General features: G+C 66.6%; 17 protein-coding genes. 8 read left to right on the forward strand and 9 right to left on the reverse strand.

Going from position 1 to position 17,129, the window contains the following annotated elements; all coding sequences use genetic code 11:
• Both NMB41_RS13745 and NMB41_RS13750 read left to right on the forward strand, forming a co-directional pair.
• Complete coding sequence (locus NMB41_RS13745; RefSeq protein WP_494378377.1) at nucleotides 1–1,023, forward strand: DUF2955 domain-containing protein; 1,023 nt, start codon at nucleotides 1–3, stop codon at nucleotides 1,021–1,023.
• 103 nt (nucleotides 1,024–1,126) lie between these two features.
• The gene (locus tag NMB41_RS13750) at nucleotides 1,127–1,975 is read left to right on the forward strand and encodes a MipA/OmpV family protein (RefSeq protein ID WP_494378378.1); all 849 of its coding nucleotides are present in this window, start codon (nucleotides 1,127–1,129) and stop codon (nucleotides 1,973–1,975) included.
• A gap of 81 nt (nucleotides 1,976–2,056) precedes the next feature.
• On the opposite strand, the gene NMB41_RS13755 is transcribed toward NMB41_RS13750, so the two are convergent.
• Together NMB41_RS13755 and NMB41_RS13760 are read right to left on the reverse strand one after the other, a co-directional pair.
• A complete protein-coding gene (locus NMB41_RS13755) occupies nucleotides 2,057–2,728 on the reverse strand; it encodes a hypothetical protein (protein ID WP_494378379.1) in 672 nt (223 codons plus the stop codon).
• Complete coding sequence (locus tag NMB41_RS13760; protein WP_494378380.1) at nucleotides 2,728–3,582, reverse strand: DUF2092 domain-containing protein; 855 nt, start codon at nucleotides 3,580–3,582, stop codon at nucleotides 2,728–2,730. Before NMB41_RS13760 ends, NMB41_RS13755 begins: the two co-directional genes overlap by 1 nt.
• A gap of 214 nt (nucleotides 3,583–3,796) precedes the next feature.
• Here NMB41_RS13760 and NMB41_RS13765 point away from each other — a divergent pair, with 214 nt between their 5' ends.
• Nucleotides 3,797–4,882: a hypothetical protein gene (locus NMB41_RS13765; RefSeq protein ID WP_494378381.1), complete on the forward strand. Its 1,086-nt coding sequence runs from the start codon at nucleotides 3,797–3,799 to the stop codon at nucleotides 4,880–4,882.
• A gap of 17 nt (nucleotides 4,883–4,899) precedes the next feature.
• Here the strand turns inward: NMB41_RS13765 and NMB41_RS13770 are convergent, their stop codons facing one another.
• Nucleotides 4,900–5,721: a response regulator transcription factor gene (locus tag NMB41_RS13770; RefSeq protein WP_494378382.1), complete on the reverse strand. Its 822-nt coding sequence runs from the start codon at nucleotides 5,719–5,721 to the stop codon at nucleotides 4,900–4,902.
• Nucleotides 5,722–5,902: 181 nt separating this feature from the next.
• Between NMB41_RS13770 and NMB41_RS13775 the strand changes: the two genes are divergently transcribed.
• Together NMB41_RS13775 and NMB41_RS13780 are read left to right on the forward strand one after the other, a co-directional pair.
• The gene (locus tag NMB41_RS13775) at nucleotides 5,903–6,397 is read left to right on the forward strand and encodes a dihydrofolate reductase (RefSeq protein ID WP_494378383.1); all 495 of its coding nucleotides are present in this window, start codon (nucleotides 5,903–5,905) and stop codon (nucleotides 6,395–6,397) included.
• Nucleotides 6,398–6,618: 221 nt separating this feature from the next.
• Entirely contained in the window at nucleotides 6,619–8,874 is a 2,256-nt protein-coding gene (locus NMB41_RS13780; RefSeq protein ID WP_494378384.1) for an Orn/Lys/Arg family decarboxylase, read from the forward strand.
• A 142-nt stretch (nucleotides 8,875–9,016) separates the two neighbouring features.
• On the opposite strand, the gene NMB41_RS13785 is transcribed toward NMB41_RS13780, so the two are convergent.
• The 5 genes from NMB41_RS13785 to NMB41_RS13805 form a co-directional block, all read right to left on the reverse strand.
• Nucleotides 9,017–9,676, reverse strand: a complete 660-nt coding sequence (locus NMB41_RS13785; protein ID WP_494378385.1) for a cation efflux transmembrane domain-containing protein — start codon at nucleotides 9,674–9,676, stop codon at nucleotides 9,017–9,019.
• Nucleotides 9,677–9,729: 53 nt separating this feature from the next.
• Nucleotides 9,730–10,296, reverse strand: a complete 567-nt coding sequence (gene dcd, locus NMB41_RS13790) for a dCTP deaminase (RefSeq protein ID WP_494378386.1) — start codon at nucleotides 10,294–10,296, stop codon at nucleotides 9,730–9,732.
• Nucleotides 10,297–10,361: 65 nt separating this feature from the next.
• Nucleotides 10,362–11,195 (reverse strand): alpha/beta fold hydrolase, encoded by an 834-nt coding sequence (locus tag NMB41_RS13795; RefSeq protein WP_494378387.1) that lies wholly within the window; start codon nucleotides 11,193–11,195, stop codon nucleotides 10,362–10,364.
• A 64-nt stretch (nucleotides 11,196–11,259) separates the two neighbouring features.
• The gene (locus tag NMB41_RS13800; RefSeq protein WP_494378388.1) at nucleotides 11,260–12,132 is read right to left on the reverse strand and encodes a dioxygenase family protein; all 873 of its coding nucleotides are present in this window, start codon (nucleotides 12,130–12,132) and stop codon (nucleotides 11,260–11,262) included.
• A gap of 14 nt (nucleotides 12,133–12,146) precedes the next feature.
• Entirely contained in the window at nucleotides 12,147–12,419 is a 273-nt protein-coding gene (locus tag NMB41_RS13805; protein WP_494378389.1) for a hypothetical protein, read from the reverse strand.
• A gap of 160 nt (nucleotides 12,420–12,579) precedes the next feature.
• On the opposite strand from NMB41_RS13805, the gene NMB41_RS13810 reads away from it, so the two are divergent.
• From NMB41_RS13810 to NMB41_RS13820, 3 genes are read left to right on the forward strand one after another with little or no spacing between them, the layout of a single operon-like run.
• Nucleotides 12,580–13,269 carry a response regulator gene (locus tag NMB41_RS13810; protein ID WP_494378390.1) on the forward strand — a complete coding sequence of 230 codons (690 nt, stop codon included), beginning with the start codon at nucleotides 12,580–12,582 and terminating at the stop codon, nucleotides 13,267–13,269.
• 2 nt (nucleotides 13,270–13,271) lie between these two features.
• Entirely contained in the window at nucleotides 13,272–14,708 is a 1,437-nt protein-coding gene (locus NMB41_RS13815) for a sensor histidine kinase (RefSeq protein WP_494378391.1), read from the forward strand.
• Nucleotides 14,675–14,761, forward strand: coding sequence for a hypothetical protein (locus tag NMB41_RS13820; RefSeq protein ID WP_494382840.1), 87 nt, complete (start codon nucleotides 14,675–14,677; stop codon nucleotides 14,759–14,761). The genes NMB41_RS13815 and NMB41_RS13820 overlap by 34 nt, the downstream gene beginning before the upstream one ends.
• On the opposite strand, the gene NMB41_RS13825 is transcribed toward NMB41_RS13820, so the two are convergent.
• A complete protein-coding gene (locus NMB41_RS13825) occupies nucleotides 14,758–17,103 on the reverse strand; it encodes a DNA internalization-related competence protein ComEC/Rec2 (RefSeq protein ID WP_494378392.1) in 2,346 nt (781 codons plus the stop codon). The genes NMB41_RS13820 and NMB41_RS13825 overlap by 4 nt on opposite strands.
• Nucleotides 17,104–17,129: the final 26 nt, after the last annotated feature.

Here is a 17,129-nt window from a genome sequence, read left to right on the forward strand (position 1 = left end):
ATGCACCGGGCCGACAAGGCGGTATTGCGCCTGGCGTGTGGCCTGGGCCTGGCCGTGCTGCTCGCGTATGGCCTGCCGATGTCCCTGTCCTTCGCGGTCTGCGTCATGGCCACCCTGGTGCTGTGCAGGCAGGGGCCGCCGATCCCGCTCGCGAAGGGCGCGCTACTGACCGCCGGCGCCGGCGCGGTGGTGGGCGCGGGCATGCTGATGGTCCCGCTGCTGGAACACTATCCGCTGGCCGGCGTCATGCTGACGGGCGCGATCCTGTATGTCCTGTTCCGGCCGGGCGGGGAGCGCGTCAAACCGGGAACGATGGTGCTGGTGATCGCCATCACCGCGATTCCCGTGGCCGGGGTGGCCGACCAGGCCCTCGCCTCCCAGCTGGCCAAGAGCTTCGCGCTGGGCATCGGTACCGGCATCCTGGTCAGCAGCCTGGCGCACGCCCTGTTTCCTGACCCTCCGGCGCCGCCGCCCGAAGCGCCGCCGCCCGCCGGCACGGCGCCCGACAACTCGAAGGCCCTGCAGGCGACGCTGGTGGTCCTGCCGGTCTTCGTGCTGGCCCTCACCAATCCGTCCTTCTACCTGGCGGCGATCATCAAATCGGTGGGACTGGCCCAGCAGGCCGGCGCCGCCAACGCCGGCAGCGCCGGGCGCCAGCTGGTCGGAGGGACCCTGATGGGCGCCTGGCTCGCGGCGCTGGCCTGGCTCGGGCTGTCGCTGCGGCCGAACCTGATGATGCTGGCGCTGTGGGTCATGCTGGCCGCGCTGTGGTGCGGCGCCAGGCTGTTCGGGGTGAAGCCGACCTCCCAGCCGCCTTCGTTCTGGCTCAATGCCCTGATGACCATGCTGATCCTGGTGGGACCGGCCATCGAGGACAGCGCGGCCGGAAAGCCGGTGCTCCAGGCCAGCGCCATTCGCGTGACCGTGCTGGTCGCCCTGGCGCTCTACGCGTGGGCAACCGTATGGGCCATGGAACGCTCGCGTGCAGCGCGGGCGCGGGCGCGGACGCGAAGTTTTTCCTGATAACGGCTGACCGGCCAACGGCGGGAACTACGCAGGCAACTACGTGTCTGAACATGCAGTCAACGCCAAACGCTCACCTTTATTCACAACCATGAGGTCTGTCATGACGAATTCGAAACGATACAGCAGCAGCCTTGCCGCAGCCGCACTCGTGCTGGCGTCCTCCTGCGCCCAGGCCCAGGACCTGATTCCGCTCCAGCTTCCGGAGCAGACCAACCTGGTGGGCCTTGGCGTCTTCGGCGTGCCAGACTATTACGGATCGTCGAAAAACGAAGCCGTCGCGGCACCGGTGCTACGCTACTCATGGGACGGAACGGGCTATGTGCAGCTGCTTGGCACCGAGCTGTTGCTCAATGTGTCCCCTGTCCCCGAGTGGCGCGCGGGTCCGCTGCTCAGGGTCCGGGGCCGCCGCGACGACGATGTCGACGACGAGGTCGTGAGGCTGATGAGGCCCGTTGCCAGCGCGACGGAGCTGGGGGTCTTCGCGGCTTACCATATGCCCCTCGACCCTTCCCGGCCGCTGCACAAGGTGGTGTTCAGCGCTGACATCGTGGGCAATACGAATAATGTCTACGACGGCGCCAGCGGCAACCTGCGGGTCAACTATTTCCATCCGTTCGACGACAACATGATGGGGCGCCCGCTGCTCGGCACCATCGGCTTCGGCCTGTTCTTTGCGAGCAGCGACTTCAACACCAAGTATTTCGGCGTGACCGGATCCGATGTCGCCCTGTTTCCGGAACTTGGCGGCCAGGAATACCGTCCGAGTCCGAGTGTGACGTCGATCAAGATTCCCTTCAGCCTGACCACGCCCCTGAACAAGGAATGGCTGCTCACTGTTGGCGGCCGCTACGAGGCCCTGCTCGACGATGCGAAGGACAGCCCGGTCGTCGATAGCCGCGGAGACTCCAACCAGTGGGTGTTTGGCGTTGCGGCTTCTTATCAGTTCTAGAAGCAAGCCGACGGCCCGGGCCCTGCGCCCGGGCTGTTTCCGCGCCGGCACCGGCGGCCAGCCTGTGTACAGCTCACTCAGTTAATATCCGGGCGGCGAATCGGTCGGCACGTACACGACACCGCTGCCGGCATAACTGGCTGCGTACCAAGTGGTGCCGCAATAGTAGTGGGCCACACCGTTGACGGAAACGGGGGTGATATTGCACGGCGGCGCGGCGGCGGGCGCGGCAACGACGACGGTGCTCGAAGGCGCCGTGGCCGCTGCCGTGACGGCGCCGCCCACGACTGCCCCGGCCACGAATCCGGCCGCCGCGGAGCCGCTGTCCCAGTCGGACCCGCAGTTGTAGCAACCGCCGCGGTAGTTGTCTTGCATGTTGGTCACCGTGGCGGACCGGGTGCTCTGAATATTCGTAGCTGTGGCCGCACGCGTGTTTTGCGCCTGCAGCCCCGTCGACTGGCGGGAACTCTGGTTCGCGCTCATGCTCTGCTGCCGGCTGGCCTGGTTGCTGCTCATCGTGCTCTGGCGTGCCGCCTGGTTCGCTCCAGCGGCGTCGCGCCCGGCTCCGCGCTGCTGGCCTGCCCGCGCATGTGCACCGCCCGACGAGAAGCCACCGGCCGACGCTACGCCCCCACGGGGAAAACCACCGGCATTGCCGCCGCCACGCTGGGCCGCCGCCTGATCCACCAGGCTGGCCCAACATACCGCCGCGACCACGACCGGCACCGCGCGTTTCCATGATCCTTGCTTCATTACTTGGCTCCTTTCTTCGGCGCAGCCTTTGGCGAGGCTGGCGCCACACGCGCGAGCTGGGCTGCGAACCCCACTTTTTGCAGCCCTTCCGGTGCCCGCACCGCGAACATGGCATCGTAGAGTTCCGGAGCAAGATTCCATTTCGAGAACTCGGCCCAGAACTGCGGCTGGCCTGGCTCATTCTTGTAGGTCAGCACCACGCGCCGCGGCAATGGCTGCGCGCCGTCGGCCACCCAGATCTGGACATCGACCGTATCGGTACGCGCGGCGATGTGGTGCGACGCGGCGCCGCCGATGCTGGTCAGCTCGACATAGTCCACCGACCGCACCCGCTCCTGCAAGTCGGCGGGCAGATTTTCCAGCAGCATCGCCGCGAGCGGCAGGCGCATGCCGAGATCGCGGACGAAATAGACAATCGTCTCGTCCAGGGGGCCCGGCTGCGGCGTCACGGCATATATTTTGCTTGCGTAGTCGACCAGGACAATTTCCTTCCCGCTGAATACGGTCAGCACTTTCGCGCCATCGCTGCGCGTGCCTTCGATGCGCAGGCGATCGGGCCGGTTCACCGTGACCGAGCGCTCCTCCTGGAACTCGATCTTTTGTCCCGAGGGCTGTACCGCGTCGTAGCCCGCGTGCAGGCTGACCCTGAAACGGGGCGCCTTGGCCAGGAATTGCGCCATGTTCATCATGATCGTTCGCGCCTGGGCCTGCCGATCGGTCTCAGACCTGGACGCAGGGGCGGCCGCAGGCGCCGGCGCCTGCGGCGCGGCTGCGCGTAAGCAGGGCGGAGCCGCCACTAGCGCCACGGACAGGGCGATCGCTGCAAGGCGCCATGGTTCGATCGACGATTTCATCAACTGCCTCCTGCTGCTCAGATAGGCCGATGCATCCGCTTGCCCACGCGGTCCCCTTGAGACTTTATCCCTGCGCTGCGAATACTGACTATTGGACCATGGTCGTACGCGAACGCAAGCGAAGCGCCTTCTGCCGCTATCCGGCCCCGAGCCAAAATCGCACTAACGCCCTGCCCCTATACCTCGTAAAATGGCAGGCAACAGAGTGCACGCGATGAAGCGATCGATCACAAGGCTTATTGGCCTCGTCTGCCTGGCGGTCTCGAGCGGATGCGCGACCAGGTTGACGGTAGACGACGGCCGCGCGCTCGATACCCAGCTGCTGTTGGACATGCGCGCCTATGGTGCTGCGGCCAGGGCGCTGCGTCCGGCGATCGTGCGCTCGGCCGAGCTCGGCGATGCAGGCTGCAGCAAGCAATACGAGCTGCCCTTCGAAGCCATGACCTCCTACGGTATCGACGACGACAACACCAGGGTCGCCTGGCTGCGCACGCTCGGGGTCAACGAAAACCTGACCGTGATCGCGGCCGATCCCTCCGCCGGCTTGCGCGTGGGCGACATCGTTGCCGGCATCGATGGCCATGCACGCAGGAACAAGCAAAAGATGGCCGAGGAGCTCATCGAAGCCCGTGACCGCGGCGAACCGTTTGCGCTCAAGCTCGCTTCCGGGAAGAAAGTAAGGGTGACGCCGGTGGAGGTATGCCGGGGCCACGTGCGGGTCGCTGCGCCGTCCGCGCCGGCGACGCAGCGCTACCACTGGCAAGAAACAGTCCATCCACTGGAAGTGTTCCGACAAGCACTGACGGCCGAGGAAGCGCAATGGATCGTCCTGTGGACACAGGGCCTGTCCGAAGAGGGTGGCGCGCGGATGAAGACCTACGCCTTCATGGCCGGCAGCGTCAAGTGGATTGCCGTACTGGCGCTCGGCGCCGGTACCAGCCATGCCGCTTCGGCGGCGCGCGGCGCAACCGCCGCCGGCGCGTCCTCGGCAGGTCCCGTCGCTGCAGTCCAGCTCGCGGGGCAGGCCGCATCCCTCATGGCGCAATCGGCGGCGAACCGGGCCTCCTTGTCCGGGATCAGCCGGGTCGCCGCGGGCGTATTCGACCGCGCCGACAAGTGGGCAGTCGAACACATGCGCAACCTGATCATGGATCCGGGCGCCGGGCTGCGCCTGCACGAGAAGCTCGTTGCCCAAGGCGCGGCCGCCAATGCCTTCCTGTTCGATCCACCGCGGCTGGCGCAGATGCGCGCGCTGGTCAGCAAGCCGGGGCCGGAGGCCCAGGCGCATACGGCGCCGTGAACTTCTGTTCAAACCGCTCAGGTCTGGATGGGCGGCCACCCGACTGCCGCCTGGCTGGCCAGTCTGATGGCATCGGCTTCGCCGGGGGTCGCCAGCCGCAGCGGCGCCACCGTCCGATGCCGGGATGGATGCGCGGCAACCCCGCCCGGTATATCCTCGACCAGCGCACCGACCTCGACCGCAACCGTCTTGCGCACGAGTTCCGCCAGCGAGCCTGCGCCCATCTTTTCCATTGCCCTGGCGCGATGCACCTTGATCGTTTTTTCGGCAATACCGAGATCGGCGGCAATCTGCTTGTTGAGGCGCCCTTCCACGACCTGCAGCAAGACCTGGTGTTCACGCGGCGTGAGCGTGTCCAGGCAACGCTGGATCGAGGCGAGCGCCAGCCGCACCTTGCGCGCATATTCATCCATCGCCAGTGCGCTGCGGACCGCGGCAACGACATCGGCGTCACTAAACGGCTTGACCAGGAAGTCGACCGCCCCCGCCTTCATCGCCTGCACGCTGGTGCTGACATCGCCGCGGCCGGTCATGAAGACGATGAAGCGCTCGCTGTCGGCCTCGAGCAGGGCGCGCTGGAGGCCGAGCCCGCCGAGGCCCGGCAAGCCGATGTCGACCACCGCGCAACCGGGCGCCAGCGGATCATGGGCGCGCAGGAATTCGTCCGCGGTTCCGAAGGCCTGTACGGTCATCGCTTCGGCCTGGAGCAGGCGGGACAATGCCTGCTTCTCCAGTTGGTCGTCGTCGACCAGGTACACCACCGGTTCAGCATCCATATTGAGCCTCCGGACATAGGCGCGAGATGCGCGGCTTCGCGCCCGGGAGCCGGCCGCGATCATGTGTTTTTCCTCCAGTCAGAACCCGATAGTGCCGCCTGTGAGGCCAGTCGAACCAGGCCCCGCGGCATCCGATGAAACCGATACCACGCGAGAGTAGGACGCTGCCGCAGGAACGAAGTTCCGTTTCCCTGCACGCCATGGAATAGAATACGGCCATGCAAACTTCATCACTTTCTTCCTGATGGCTCGAATTACTTTGGTAGTGGCAATCGACAGCCGGCGCGGCATCGGCATCGGCAACCGTCTCCCCTGGCACCTGCCGGAAGACCTGGCCCATTTCAAGCGCGTCACGCTCGGCCAGCCGATCATCATGGGCCGCAAGACCTTCGACTCGATCGGCAGGCCCTTGCCGGGCCGGCGCAATATCGTCGTGACCCGCAACGCCGGCTGGCGCCACGACGGCGTCGATGCCGTCACCTCGCTGGAAGCGGCCCTGGCCCTGGTGGGCGACGAGCCCGCCAGCATCATCGGCGGCGCCCAGATCTTTGCCACTTCGATGGACCTGGCGCAGCGCATGATCGTCACCGAGATCGCCCACAGCTTCGACTGCGACACCTTCTTCCCGCCGATCGACCCCGCGCTGTGGACCGAGCGCGCGCGCGACGTGCACCATTCGGACGCCAACGGCTATGATTACGCCTTCGTGACCTATGAGCGGCGGGACCGCGCCGCATGAGCGGGCCTGCGTCACAATTGCCGCTGAGTTAGTGCCTGCGCCACTGATGTGCGACGCCCAGCGCCGCTACCCGTTAAGCTGGTAGCCAAGCTGGTAAAAAAAGCTACACCGGACAGCAGATTTTCTGCGAAAATCCGCTTCTTATTTTTCGGTGCCGTGCGAGGCGGGCCGCCCAACCCCGGGCGCGCCTGCCCCCACGGCGCTTCGCATTGGAGCTGTCAATGAAATTTCGTTTCCCCATCATCATTATCGACGAGGACTTCCGGTCCGAGAACACGTCCGGCCTGGGCATCCGCGCCCTCGCCGCCGCGATGGAAAAGGAAGGCATGGAAGTGCTGGGCCTGACCAGCTACGGCGACATGTCGTCTTTCGCGCAGCAGCAGTCGCGCGCCTCGGCCTTCGTCCTGTCGATCGACGATGAGGAATTCGGCGCTGGCTCGCTCGAGGAAACCGACCATGCGCTGACGCGCCTGCGCGCCTTCGTCGAGGAAATCCGCCACAAGAATTCGAACATCCCGATCTATATCTACGGCGAGACGCGCACCAGCCGCCACATCCCGAACGACATCCTGAAGGAGCTGCACGGCTTCATTCACATGTTCGAGGACACCCCGGAATTCGTCGCGCGCCACATCATCCGCGAAGCGAAAGCCTACCTGGACAGCCTGGCGCCGCCCTTCTTCCGCGCGCTGGTCAACTACGCCTACGACGGTTCCTACTCCTGGCACTGCCCTGGCCACTCGGGCGGCGTCGCCTTCCTGAAGAGCCCGGTGGGCCAGATGTTCCACCAGTTCTTCGGCGAGAACATGCTGCGCGCCGACGTCTGCAACGCGGTCGAGGAACTCGGCCAGCTGCTCGACCATACCGGCCCGGTCGCCAAGTCCGAGCGCAATGCCGCGCGCATCTACGGCGCCGACCACTGCTATTTCGTCACCAACGGCACCTCGACCTCGAACAAGATGGTCTGGCACTCGACCGTCGCCCCGGGCGACATCGTGGTGGTGGACCGCAACTGCCACAAGTCGATCCTGCACTCGATCATCATGTGCGGCGCAATCCCCGTGTTCCTGATGCCGACCCGGAACAACCTCGGCATCATCGGCCCGATCCCGCTGGAAGAGTTCACGGAAGAATCGATCGCCCGCAAGATCGAAGCCAACCCGTTCGCGCGCGAAGCCAAGGACAAGAAGCCGCGCATCCTGACGATTACCCAGTCGACCTACGACGGCGTGGTCTACAACGTCGAGACCCTGCGCGAGATGTTGGACGGGAAGATCGAAACCCTGCACTTCGACGAAGCCTGGCTGCCGCACGCGACCTTCCACGACTTCTACAAGAACATGCACGCGATCGGCCGCGACCGCCCGCGCGCCAAGCAGTCGATGATCTTCTCGACCCAGTCGACCCACAAGCTGCTCGCCGGCCTGTCGCAGGCTTCGCAAGTGCTGGTGCGCGAATCGGAATCGGTGAAACTCGACCAGGACGCCTTCAACGAAGCCTTCCTGATGCACACCTCGACCTCGCCCCAGTACTCGATCATCGCCTCCTGCGACGTGGCGGCGGCCATGATGGAAGCGCCGGGCGGCACCGCCCTGGTGGAGGAATCGATCCTGGAAGCGCTCGACTTCCGCCGCGCCATGAAGAAGGTCGACGCCGAATTCGGCAACGACTGGTGGTTCAAGGTCTGGGGCCCGGATAACCTGTGCGAAGAAGGCATCGGCACCCAGGACGACTGGATGATCCGCGCCGAGGACGACTGGCACGGCTTCGGCAAGCTCGCGCCGGGCTTCAACATGCTCGACCCGATCAAGGCAACTGTCGTCACGCCGGGCCTTTCGCTCGACGGCAAGTTCGGCGAGAGCGGCATCCCGGCCTCGATCGTCACCAAATACCTGGCCGAACACGGCGTGATCATCGAGAAGTGCGGGCTGTACTCGTTCTTCATCATGTTCACGATCGGGATCACCAAGGGCCGCTGGAACACGCTGGTCACGGCGCTGCAGCAGTTCAAGGACGACTACGACCGCAACAAGCAGATGTGGCAGGTGATGCCGAAGTTCGCCGCCGCCAACCCGCGTTACGAGACCAGCGGCCTGCGCGACCTGTGCACGCAGATCCACACCTTCTACAAGCAGTACGACGTGGCGCGCCTGACGACCGAGATGTATCTGTCGGACATGGTCCCGGCCATGAAGCCGTCGGACGCATTCGCCAAGATGGCGCGCCGCGACATCGAGCGCGTGGCGATCGAAGACCTGGAAGGCCGCACCACCGCGATCCTGCTGACGCCTTACCCGCCGGGCATTCCGCTCCTGATCCCGGGCGAGCGCTTCAACAAGATCATCGTCGACTACCTGCGCTTCGCACGCGACTTCAACGAGCGCTTCCCGGGCTTCGAGACCGACGTGCACGGGCTGGTCAAGCGCGAAGTCAATGGCAAGCGCGATTACTTCGTCGATTGCGTGAAGCTGGACTGATTGTTCTGAAGTCTTGATGTGAGAAGAGGAGCCGATGGCTCCTCTTCTTTTGCGTATCGCGCTACGTGCGAACTGACCCGTAGGCTGGGCGGGTTCCCCGCCCACCCTACGGGTATGCCGGATACCATACAAGCGACGCGATCTAGCGACGCTTCAGCTCCACGATAGCCGCCGGCACTACGGCTGGCGACGCATTCATCTCGGCCCTCGCCTGCACGATCACACTGCGCGCGGCCGTCAGCCCGAGCACACCCATCACGCCGGCGACGAACAAATCCGGCAAGCCGCTGCCTGATTTCCACACGCCCAGCGCCGCCAGCATGACGGCGATATTGCCGATCGCGTCATTGCGCGTGCAGAGCCAGACCGAGCGCATGTTCGAGTCCCCGTTGCGGTAAGCGAACAGCAGCGCCGCCACCAGGCCGTTGGCCGCCAGCGCGGCAACGCCGATCGCGCCCATTGTCGTCGCGGCGGGAACGGTGCCGGCGGCCAGGTGCCAGAGCGCCGTGCCGATCACGAACACGCCGTAGGCGCCCATGGTCGCGCCCTTCACCAGCGCGGTGCGCGAACGCCAGACCGGCGCCATGCCGAGCACGAACAGGGAGATGCCGTAGTTGGCGGCGTCGCCGAAGAAGTCGACCGCGTCGGCCAGCAGCGAGACCGAACCCGAAGCCCAGCCGCCAACGAGCTCGACGCCGAACATGAGGGCGTTGACGACCAGCGCGATCCAGAGGATGCGCCGGTACGCCGGGTCGACCGGCGGCTTGTCGGGTGAACAGCCGCCGCTGCAGCAATCGGCCATCGCCGGCCCTTCTAATATGATACAAATTCAGGGGCATACCCCTGAAAACTGTATCAGGTTTTCGGCAGCGTCACGCCAACCTGGCCCTGGTACTTGCCGCCGCGGTCCTTGTACGAGGTTTCGCAGACTTCGTCGGACTCGAAGAACAGCACCTGGGCGCAGCCTTCGCCGGCGTAGATCTTGGCCGGCAGCGGCGTCGTGTTCGAGAACTCGAGCGTCACATAGCCTTCCCATTCGGGTTCGAAGGGCGTGACGTTGACGATGATGCCGCAGCGCGCATAGGTCGACTTGCCGAGGCAGACGGTGAGGACATTGCGCGGGATGCGGAAGTATTCGATGGTGCGCGCCAGCGCGAACGAATTCGGCGGAATGATGCAGACATCGCTTTTGATGTCGACGAAGGAGTTCGAATCGAAGTTCTTCGGATCGACGATGGTGCTGTTGATGTTGGTGAAGATCTTGAATTCGTCGGCGCAGCGGATATCGTAGCCGTACGAGGAAGTGCCCCAGGAGATGATGCGGCGGCCGTCTTCTTCGCGGACCTGGTTGGGGGAAAAGGGCTCGATCATGCCGGTTTCCTCGGCCATGCGGCGGATCCATTTATCGCTCTTGATTGCCATGCTGGGTTCTTTCAGGATTGCTTGGAATCCCACGATTTTACGCGAAAAGCGGAGCCGGGTCGTGGTCAGCCTTGTCCTTCCGCCAGCATTGCTTTCCTTTCAAGGGGCGTACCGAGCAGGCGCTGGATCATCTCGTGCGTGAGCTGGGCGGCGCGCTTGGGGTGCTCCAGCGGGTACAGGTGGCCGCCTTCGGTCATGACGAAATGTTCGCCGACGAGCTTGCGGGTCGAGGCCAGGCCGGCCTGGCGCAGCTCTTCCGAGTTGTTCGCGCCGATGAAGCCCACCGGCACCGGAAAGTCATGGCGGATCACCTCGCCCATGTGGTGCGGCAGCGAGTTGTAGATGGCCGTCTCGACGTCGCGGTCGAAACGCAGCTGCACGCCGTCCGGGTGCGGTTTCAGGCCGACGTCGAGATAGTCGTCCAGCACGCCCGGCGCCCAGGCCGCGAAGATATCCTTCGACATGAAGTGGTCGTGGGCGGCGGCGCGGCTGGGCCAGACATTGCGGCGGCGCTCGGAAAAGCGCGCCGGCGAAAAGCGCGAGCCCTTGCCGAGCAGCTTGACGAGGCGCCAGGCCAGCGCTCGCCAGCCGGCCACCACCGGGGAATCGAGCATGACCACGCAGCGCGCCAGTTCGGGACGGCGCGCGGCCACCATCGTGCTGAGCATGCCGCCGAGCGAATGGCCGACCAGGATCGCCGGACGGCCATGGCGTTCGATGTCGGCGATCAGTTCGTCCACCAGGCCGCTCCAGCCGTCGCCCACCGCGAAGTCCGGATGGTGCCCGACCATGTCGGTCATGTGGACCTCGTAATGCGCACGCAGGCCGTCGAGCAGCTTGCGGTAGGTCCCGGACGGGAAGCTGTTACCGTGACAGAAGTGCAGCAGGGGCTTGGTCATCTAGCAAGGGGCTTTCGATAGGAAGTCCCGATTGTAATGTGACTAACCTGTGCGCGAGCTTCCTTTAGAGGGAAACACCTACAGTCAGTGCCGCCACATAGCCGTTGACCATGTCGCCGCTCATGCTCGCCATCTGCAGCGCCGTGCCGTCGCTGAAGACGTTATCAAGGGCGAAGCTGATGCGCGCCAGGTTGTGCACCGAGGCGCCATAGCCGGTCGCCGTGTAGACCTCGTTGCAGGTGGCCAGCGGGAAGGCGAACTGCGAGGTCTTGATGCGGTTGGTGGCACTGCCGGCCTTGGCGAGCGTCGGATACACCTCGAAGTGCACGTGCGGCATGCGCCCGTCGTAGCAGCCCGGGAAGATGGTCGTGAAGCTCACATAGCCGTCCGCATCGGCTTCCTGCACCCCGCGCAGGTAATTCTCGCCGCTGATGGCGCTCGAATACATCGAGTAGTTGCCGTCGCGGTCGCAGTGCCAGAGGTAGACCGTGGCCCCGGCCGCGCCGGCGCAGCTGTCGGCCACGTTCACGATCCTGAGCTTGATTACCAAGGCCACGCCCATCGCCACGCCGGAAGCGCCGGCCACGCTCCAGCGGATGTCCGCCCGGTTGATGCCCGAGAGGGTCAGCGCATTGGCGACTTTCCCGTTGCTGGCATTGGTGCCGTCGGCCGGATACGGGCCGCCGGTCTCCTCGGGGATGATCGAGCAGGCAAGCGTGCTTGCCGTGGTCGTGGTGCTTGCCGGCGCCGTGCCGGCGGCAGTGGTGCCGGTGCCAGCACTAGCGTCGGTACCGCCGCCGCAGCCGTAGAGCGGCACCGCGGCGGCGCCCGCGAACAGCCAGCGCAGGCTCCGGCGGCGGCTGGTGCGCGCACCGAGCAGTTTGTCGAGGTCGGCCTGCAGGCCGCCGTGATGCTGATCGTCGTGGATGGCGTTCATGCGTCCTCCTGCGCTCATTGACCTGGCTTGCGCTCGGCCTGGAGCTGGGCGCGCTGCTGCGGCGCCTGGGCATGCAGGATGGCGAACAGGCGGTCTTGCTGGGCTTCGCTCAGGTCGATCCCGTGCAGGAAGGGGAAGCCCCGCTTGTTGCCGCCGTGGCGGGGGCCGTGGCCGCCCTTGCCCGCCCGCTCGCCCGGCGGCGCCGTCATCGGGTCGGCGAAGGCGCCTGGCGTGGCGATGAAAGCGGCGGCGGCGAGCAGCGTGGCGGTGATGCGAAATGGCTTCATGGTGGCTCCCTGGCAGTAGCTGAAAGACGCCATTCTGGTGCTGCGCCCTGTAAAACGCCGTAAAGCCGGCGTAAAACCGCGTAAGGGCCGCGTTGTAAAGAACGGTAAATGCTGCGCCCCGTCGCGCCCCGAGCGGGCTGCCTTTGTTATCATCGCCCGCATGAATAATGTCCTGCTGATCGACGACGACACCGAGCTTGTCGCCATGTTTACCGAATACCTGGAGCAGGAAGGCTTCGCCGTGTCCTGCGCCCACGACGGCGCCAGCGGCGCACGCGAAGCCCTGAGCGGACGCCATGCGATCGCGGTGCTCGACGTAATGATGCCGGCCCTGAACGGCATCGACACGCTGCGCCGCATCCGCGCCGGCAGCAAGATCCCGGTCCTGATGCTGACCGGGCGCGGCGACGACGCCGACCGCATCCTGGGCCTGGAACTGGGCGCCGACGATTACGTCACCAAGCCTTGTACCCCGCGCGAACTGACCGCACGCGTGCGCGCCATCCTGCGCCGCATCCACGACACCCAGCCCGACGCCAACGCCGGCGTCACGCTCACGGTGGGTAAACTCACCGTGCTGCCCGAGCAGCGCCGCGCCACCTGGGACGGCGCCAACCTCGAACTGACCAGCACCGAATTCAACCTGCTGGAAGTGCTGGCGCGCCATGCGGGCCGGCCGGTGAGCAAGAACGAACTGTCGGAACAGGGCCTGGGCCGCCCGCTGGCGCGCTTCGACCGGAATATCGACGTTCATCTCAGCAGCCTGCGCCACAAGCTCGGTACGCTCGACGACGGCCGCTCGCCGCTGCAGACCGTCTACCGGCTCGGCTACCAGCTGCTGCGCGTGTGAGCATGGCCACCACGCTCGGGCGCCCCGCGGGGCGGCTCTTCTGGAAGTTCTTCCTCTCGATCCTGCTGGCCCAGGTCGCGGCGGCCGTCGGCATCGGCAGCTATTTCTGGCTGCGCGAACAGGCGCGTTTGTCGAGCACGATCACCAGCATCGAGACCGGGCCGCCGGTCGGCTTCATGCTCGATTCGGCCTCGGTCGCCCTGAAGTACGGCGGGCTGCCGGCGCTGCGCGAACTGGTCGGGCAGATGAAACGGCATACCGTGTACGTGATCGACCGCCAGGGGCGCGACCTGCTCGGGCGCGACGTGAAACCCGCCATCCTGGCGCAGGCCCGCCGCGAACTCGGAGAGGACCGTCCGTTCCAGCCGGTGCGCGAATTGGTCGCCCCCGATGGCCAGCGGCTGCTCGCTTTCGTGCCGCGCCATCTGCATCCGGGCTCGGCACGCCATGACCTGGGGCGCGTTGGTGCGGCACCGGATCGCGCGGGTCCACAAGCGCCCGTGGCCGGAGTGTCCGGCCCGGGTCCCAGGCCCGACGGCCCGGGTTTCACACGCGGCGACGGCCCGCGCGGCCCCTTTGGCCCCGGCTGGCAGTTGAACAAGCCGATCCCGCTGCTGGCCAGCGTCATCGTCAGCCTGCTGTTCGCGCTGCTCCTGGCCTGGTATTTTTCGCGTCCGATCCGCGCCCTGCGCAATGCCTTCGAGGCCGCCGCCGGCGACCTGGCGCCGCGCTTCGCCCACAAGAAAAGCAGCGGCGGCGACGAACTGAACGACCTGGGACGCGATTTCGACCGCATGAGCGGCCGCCTGCGCGCGCTGATGGACGGCCAGCGCCGCCTGCTGCACGACGTCTCGCACGAACTGCGCTCGCCGCTGGCGCGCCTGCAGGCAGCCATCGGCCTGGCGCACCAGCAGCCGGACAAGATCGCCACCTCCCTCGAACGCATCGAGCGCGAGAGCGTGCGCATGGATAAACTGGTCGGCGAATTGCTGACCCTCTCGCGCCTGGAAGCAGACACTAACATCCCGAAGAACGAGCTGGTCGACATGCAGGAACTGGTCGACGGCATCGCGTCGGACGTTCGCTTCGAAGCGGGCCCGGATGGGCCGGTAATCGAGGTCGCGATCGAGGGCGATCCGCAGGTGGCCGTGCGCGGCGCGCCCGACCTGCTCTGGAGCGCCATCGAGAACGTGGTGCGCAACGCCGTCAAGCATGGCGACGCGGGCGGCGTGGTCGACATCAAACTCGGTGCGGATGCGCAGTACGTGCACGTCGACGTGCTGGACCGCGGCCCCGGCATCGCGCCGGCCGATTTGCCGACCATCTTCCAGCCCTTCTTCCGCTCGAACCCGTCGACCAACAATTCGACGGCCATGGCCTGGGCCTGGCGATCGCCGAGCGCGTCGTGCACGCGCACGGCGGTACGATCCGGGCGATGAACCGCGCGGGTGGCGGGCTGCAGGTGGCGATCGTACTGCCGCTGGCATCTTAAGGTTCGTACCAGTAGCGCGGGTTGTCGCGCCGGTATTCGTGTACGCCGATCGCGGCGCCGAAGTCGAAGCGGATGGCGCCCGATTCGTCGGTACGCAGGCGCAGGATGTTCTGCTCGCCATAGCGCTCGAACACCTCTTGTTTGGGATGCTTGTAACGATTCCGGTGCCCTACCTGGAACACGCCGATCAAGGGTTTCACGGCGTCGAGGAAGGCCGGCGTCGACGAGGTGCCGCTGCCGTGATGCGGGGCCAGCAGGACGTCCGCGCGCAGCAGCGCCGGCGACGCGCTTACCAGCGCCGCCTCCTGCGCCGCTTCGATGTCGGCCGCCAGCAGGATCGCCCTTCCCTGCGCCGACACGCGCAAGGTGCAGCTGCGCGCGTTGGCTTTCAATCCCGCGTCTTCATAGCTGGCCCTTGTCGGCTGCAGCATCTCGAAGAGGACGCCGTCCCATTCCCAGCGCTGTCCGCTGCTGCAGCGCGTGTGCTGCTTCGCCGCCTTGACGACCCGGTGTCCCTCGCCCAGCGAACTGGAAACACGGTCGACCGGCAGCGCTGCGAGCAGGGTCAGCGCGCCGCCGACGTGATCGAGGTCGCTGTGCGAGACGACCAGGGTGTCGAGCCTGCGGATGCCGCGCGCCCGCAGGTAAGGCAGCAGGATGCGGCTGCCCGCGTCCTGGCCGGGCGCGTACTGCGGGCCGGTATCGTAGAGCAGCCGGTGTCCCGCCGTTTCCACCAGCAGCGCCATGCCCTGGCCGACATCGAAGGCGGTAACGGTGAAACTGCCCGGCTGTGGCTGCGCCGGCTGCAGCAGGAATAATGGCAGCCATGCCGCCGCACCCGCCCAGCGATGCGGCCAGCCGCGCGGCGCCAGCATCCAAGCGGTGCCCAGCAGCGCCAGCGCGAACAGGAACAACGGCGGCGCCGGCGCGCTCCAGACGGCCAGCGGCAGGGCGGCCAGCCAATCGAGCAGGCCCGCCAGCGACGCCAGCGCGAAATGGGCGCTCCACAGCACCGGTGCGGCCAGGGGCGCCGGCAGCAGGCTGCCCACCAGGGCAAGCGGCGTGACGACAAAACTCACCACGGGAATCGCGACTGCATTCGCGAGCGGACCCACCAGCGACACCTGCGAGAACAGCAGCAGCGTCAGGGGCACCAGCCCGAGCGTGACCGCATATTGGGTGCGCGCGGCCAGGCGCAGCGCGGCACGCCAGCCGCGCGCCGCGCCGCCGATGCGGCCCAGGCCCACGTACAAAATCACGCCCACGGCGCCGAAAGACAGCCAGAAGCCCGGCCACAACACCGCCCAGGGATCGATCAGCACCACCAGCCCGAGCGCCAGGCACAGGATGTGCGACACGTTCGTGGCGCGCCCCATCCACAGGGCCGCCGCGACCACGGCCAGCATGTAGAGCGTGCGCTGGGCCGGCACGCCAAAGCCGGCCAGCAGCACGTACAGCAGCGCCGCGAGCGCCCCGCTCAGCGCGGCCACCTTTTGCGCCGGCAGGATCAAGGGCAGCTGGGCGCCGGTGAAGAAGGAGCGGCGCCACAGCCAGGACATCGCCAGCGCCGCAAGCCCGGCCACCATCGTGATGTGCAGTCCGGAGATGGCGACCAGGTGGCTGACGCCCGTGCGGTTGAATACGTCCCAGTCCGGCTGCTCGATGCCGCGCTGGTCACCGACCACCAGCGCGACGATGACCCCGGCATAAGCTTGGCCGGCCAGCGCATCGAGGATGCGGGTGCGCAGGATATCGCGGCTGCGTTCGACCACATGACCCGGCTTGAGGACAAAATCGTCCAGTTGCCGGTTGCCCGGTGCCGAGCGCACATAGCCGGTCGCGCGGATGCCCTGCCCCAACAGCCAGGCTTCGTAGTCGAAGCCATGCGGATTGGCGTTGCCGTGCGGGCGTTGCAGGCGTACGGTCAAGCGCCAGCGCTGCCCGGGACGCAGCTGGAGCTGCTCGTCTTCGCCGCGGTACCAGGACAGCGCCAGCGTCGGCGGCACCCGCGCCGCGCCGGTGAGCACCCGCTCGACCGAGAACTGGAAGCGCAGGCCCTGGCCGAAGTCATGGGGCAGCTTGGCGACCGTACCGACGATCTCGATGTCGCGGCCTTCGTCTTGCTTTGCCAGCTGGGTCCCGAGGGCCAGGTGGGCGAGGCAGGCGGCCCAGCAGAAGCCGGTCAAGGCGCCGGCGACCAGGCCGCGCAGCGGCCCGCGCCTGGCCGCCATCAGCGCGAGTGCTGCGAACAGGCAGGCTGCGATCAGCCAGGCGCCGGGCAGCGCGCCGCGGGTTTGCAGGAAAGCGGCGCCGGCGACGAAGCCGAGGATGGTGGAGCGCATCGTGCGCTGGCTGATGGAAGCGGGAC

The organism is Massilia sp. FBCC-B171 (assembly GCF_059134155.1).

Coding starts and splice junctions, on each gene's coding strand:
- NMB41_RS13745 (WP_494378377.1), top strand. CDS start 1: ATGCACCGGGCCGACAAGGCGGTATTGCGCCTGGCGTGTGGCCTGGGC.
- NMB41_RS13750 (WP_494378378.1), top strand. CDS start 1,127: ATGACGAATTCGAAACGATACAGCAGCAGCCTTGCCGCAGCCGCACTC.
- NMB41_RS13755 (WP_494378379.1), bottom strand. CDS start 2,728: ATGAAGCAAGGATCATGGAAACGCGCGGTGCCGGTCGTGGTCGCGGCG.
- NMB41_RS13760 (WP_494378380.1), bottom strand. CDS start 3,582: ATGAAATCGTCGATCGAACCATGGCGCCTTGCAGCGATCGCCCTGTCC.
- NMB41_RS13765 (WP_494378381.1), top strand. CDS start 3,797: ATGAAGCGATCGATCACAAGGCTTATTGGCCTCGTCTGCCTGGCGGTC.
- NMB41_RS13770 (WP_494378382.1), bottom strand. CDS start 5,721: ATGATCGCGGCCGGCTCCCGGGCGCGAAGCCGCGCATCTCGCGCCTAT.
- NMB41_RS13775 (WP_494378383.1), top strand. CDS start 5,903: ATGGCTCGAATTACTTTGGTAGTGGCAATCGACAGCCGGCGCGGCATC.
- NMB41_RS13780 (WP_494378384.1), top strand. CDS start 6,619: ATGAAATTTCGTTTCCCCATCATCATTATCGACGAGGACTTCCGGTCC.
- NMB41_RS13785 (WP_494378385.1), bottom strand. CDS start 9,676: ATGGCCGATTGCTGCAGCGGCGGCTGTTCACCCGACAAGCCGCCGGTC.
- dcd (WP_494378386.1), bottom strand. CDS start 10,296: ATGGCAATCAAGAGCGATAAATGGATCCGCCGCATGGCCGAGGAAACC.
- NMB41_RS13795 (WP_494378387.1), bottom strand. CDS start 11,195: ATGACCAAGCCCCTGCTGCACTTCTGTCACGGTAACAGCTTCCCGTCC.
- NMB41_RS13800 (WP_494378388.1), bottom strand. CDS start 12,132: ATGAACGCCATCCACGACGATCAGCATCACGGCGGCCTGCAGGCCGAC.
- NMB41_RS13805 (WP_494378389.1), bottom strand. CDS start 12,419: ATGAAGCCATTTCGCATCACCGCCACGCTGCTCGCCGCCGCCGCTTTC.
- NMB41_RS13810 (WP_494378390.1), top strand. CDS start 12,580: ATGAATAATGTCCTGCTGATCGACGACGACACCGAGCTTGTCGCCATG.
- NMB41_RS13815 (WP_494378391.1), top strand. CDS start 13,272: ATGGCCACCACGCTCGGGCGCCCCGCGGGGCGGCTCTTCTGGAAGTTC.
- NMB41_RS13825 (WP_494378392.1), bottom strand. CDS start 17,103: ATGCGCTCCACCATCCTCGGCTTCGTCGCCGGCGCCGCTTTCCTGCAA.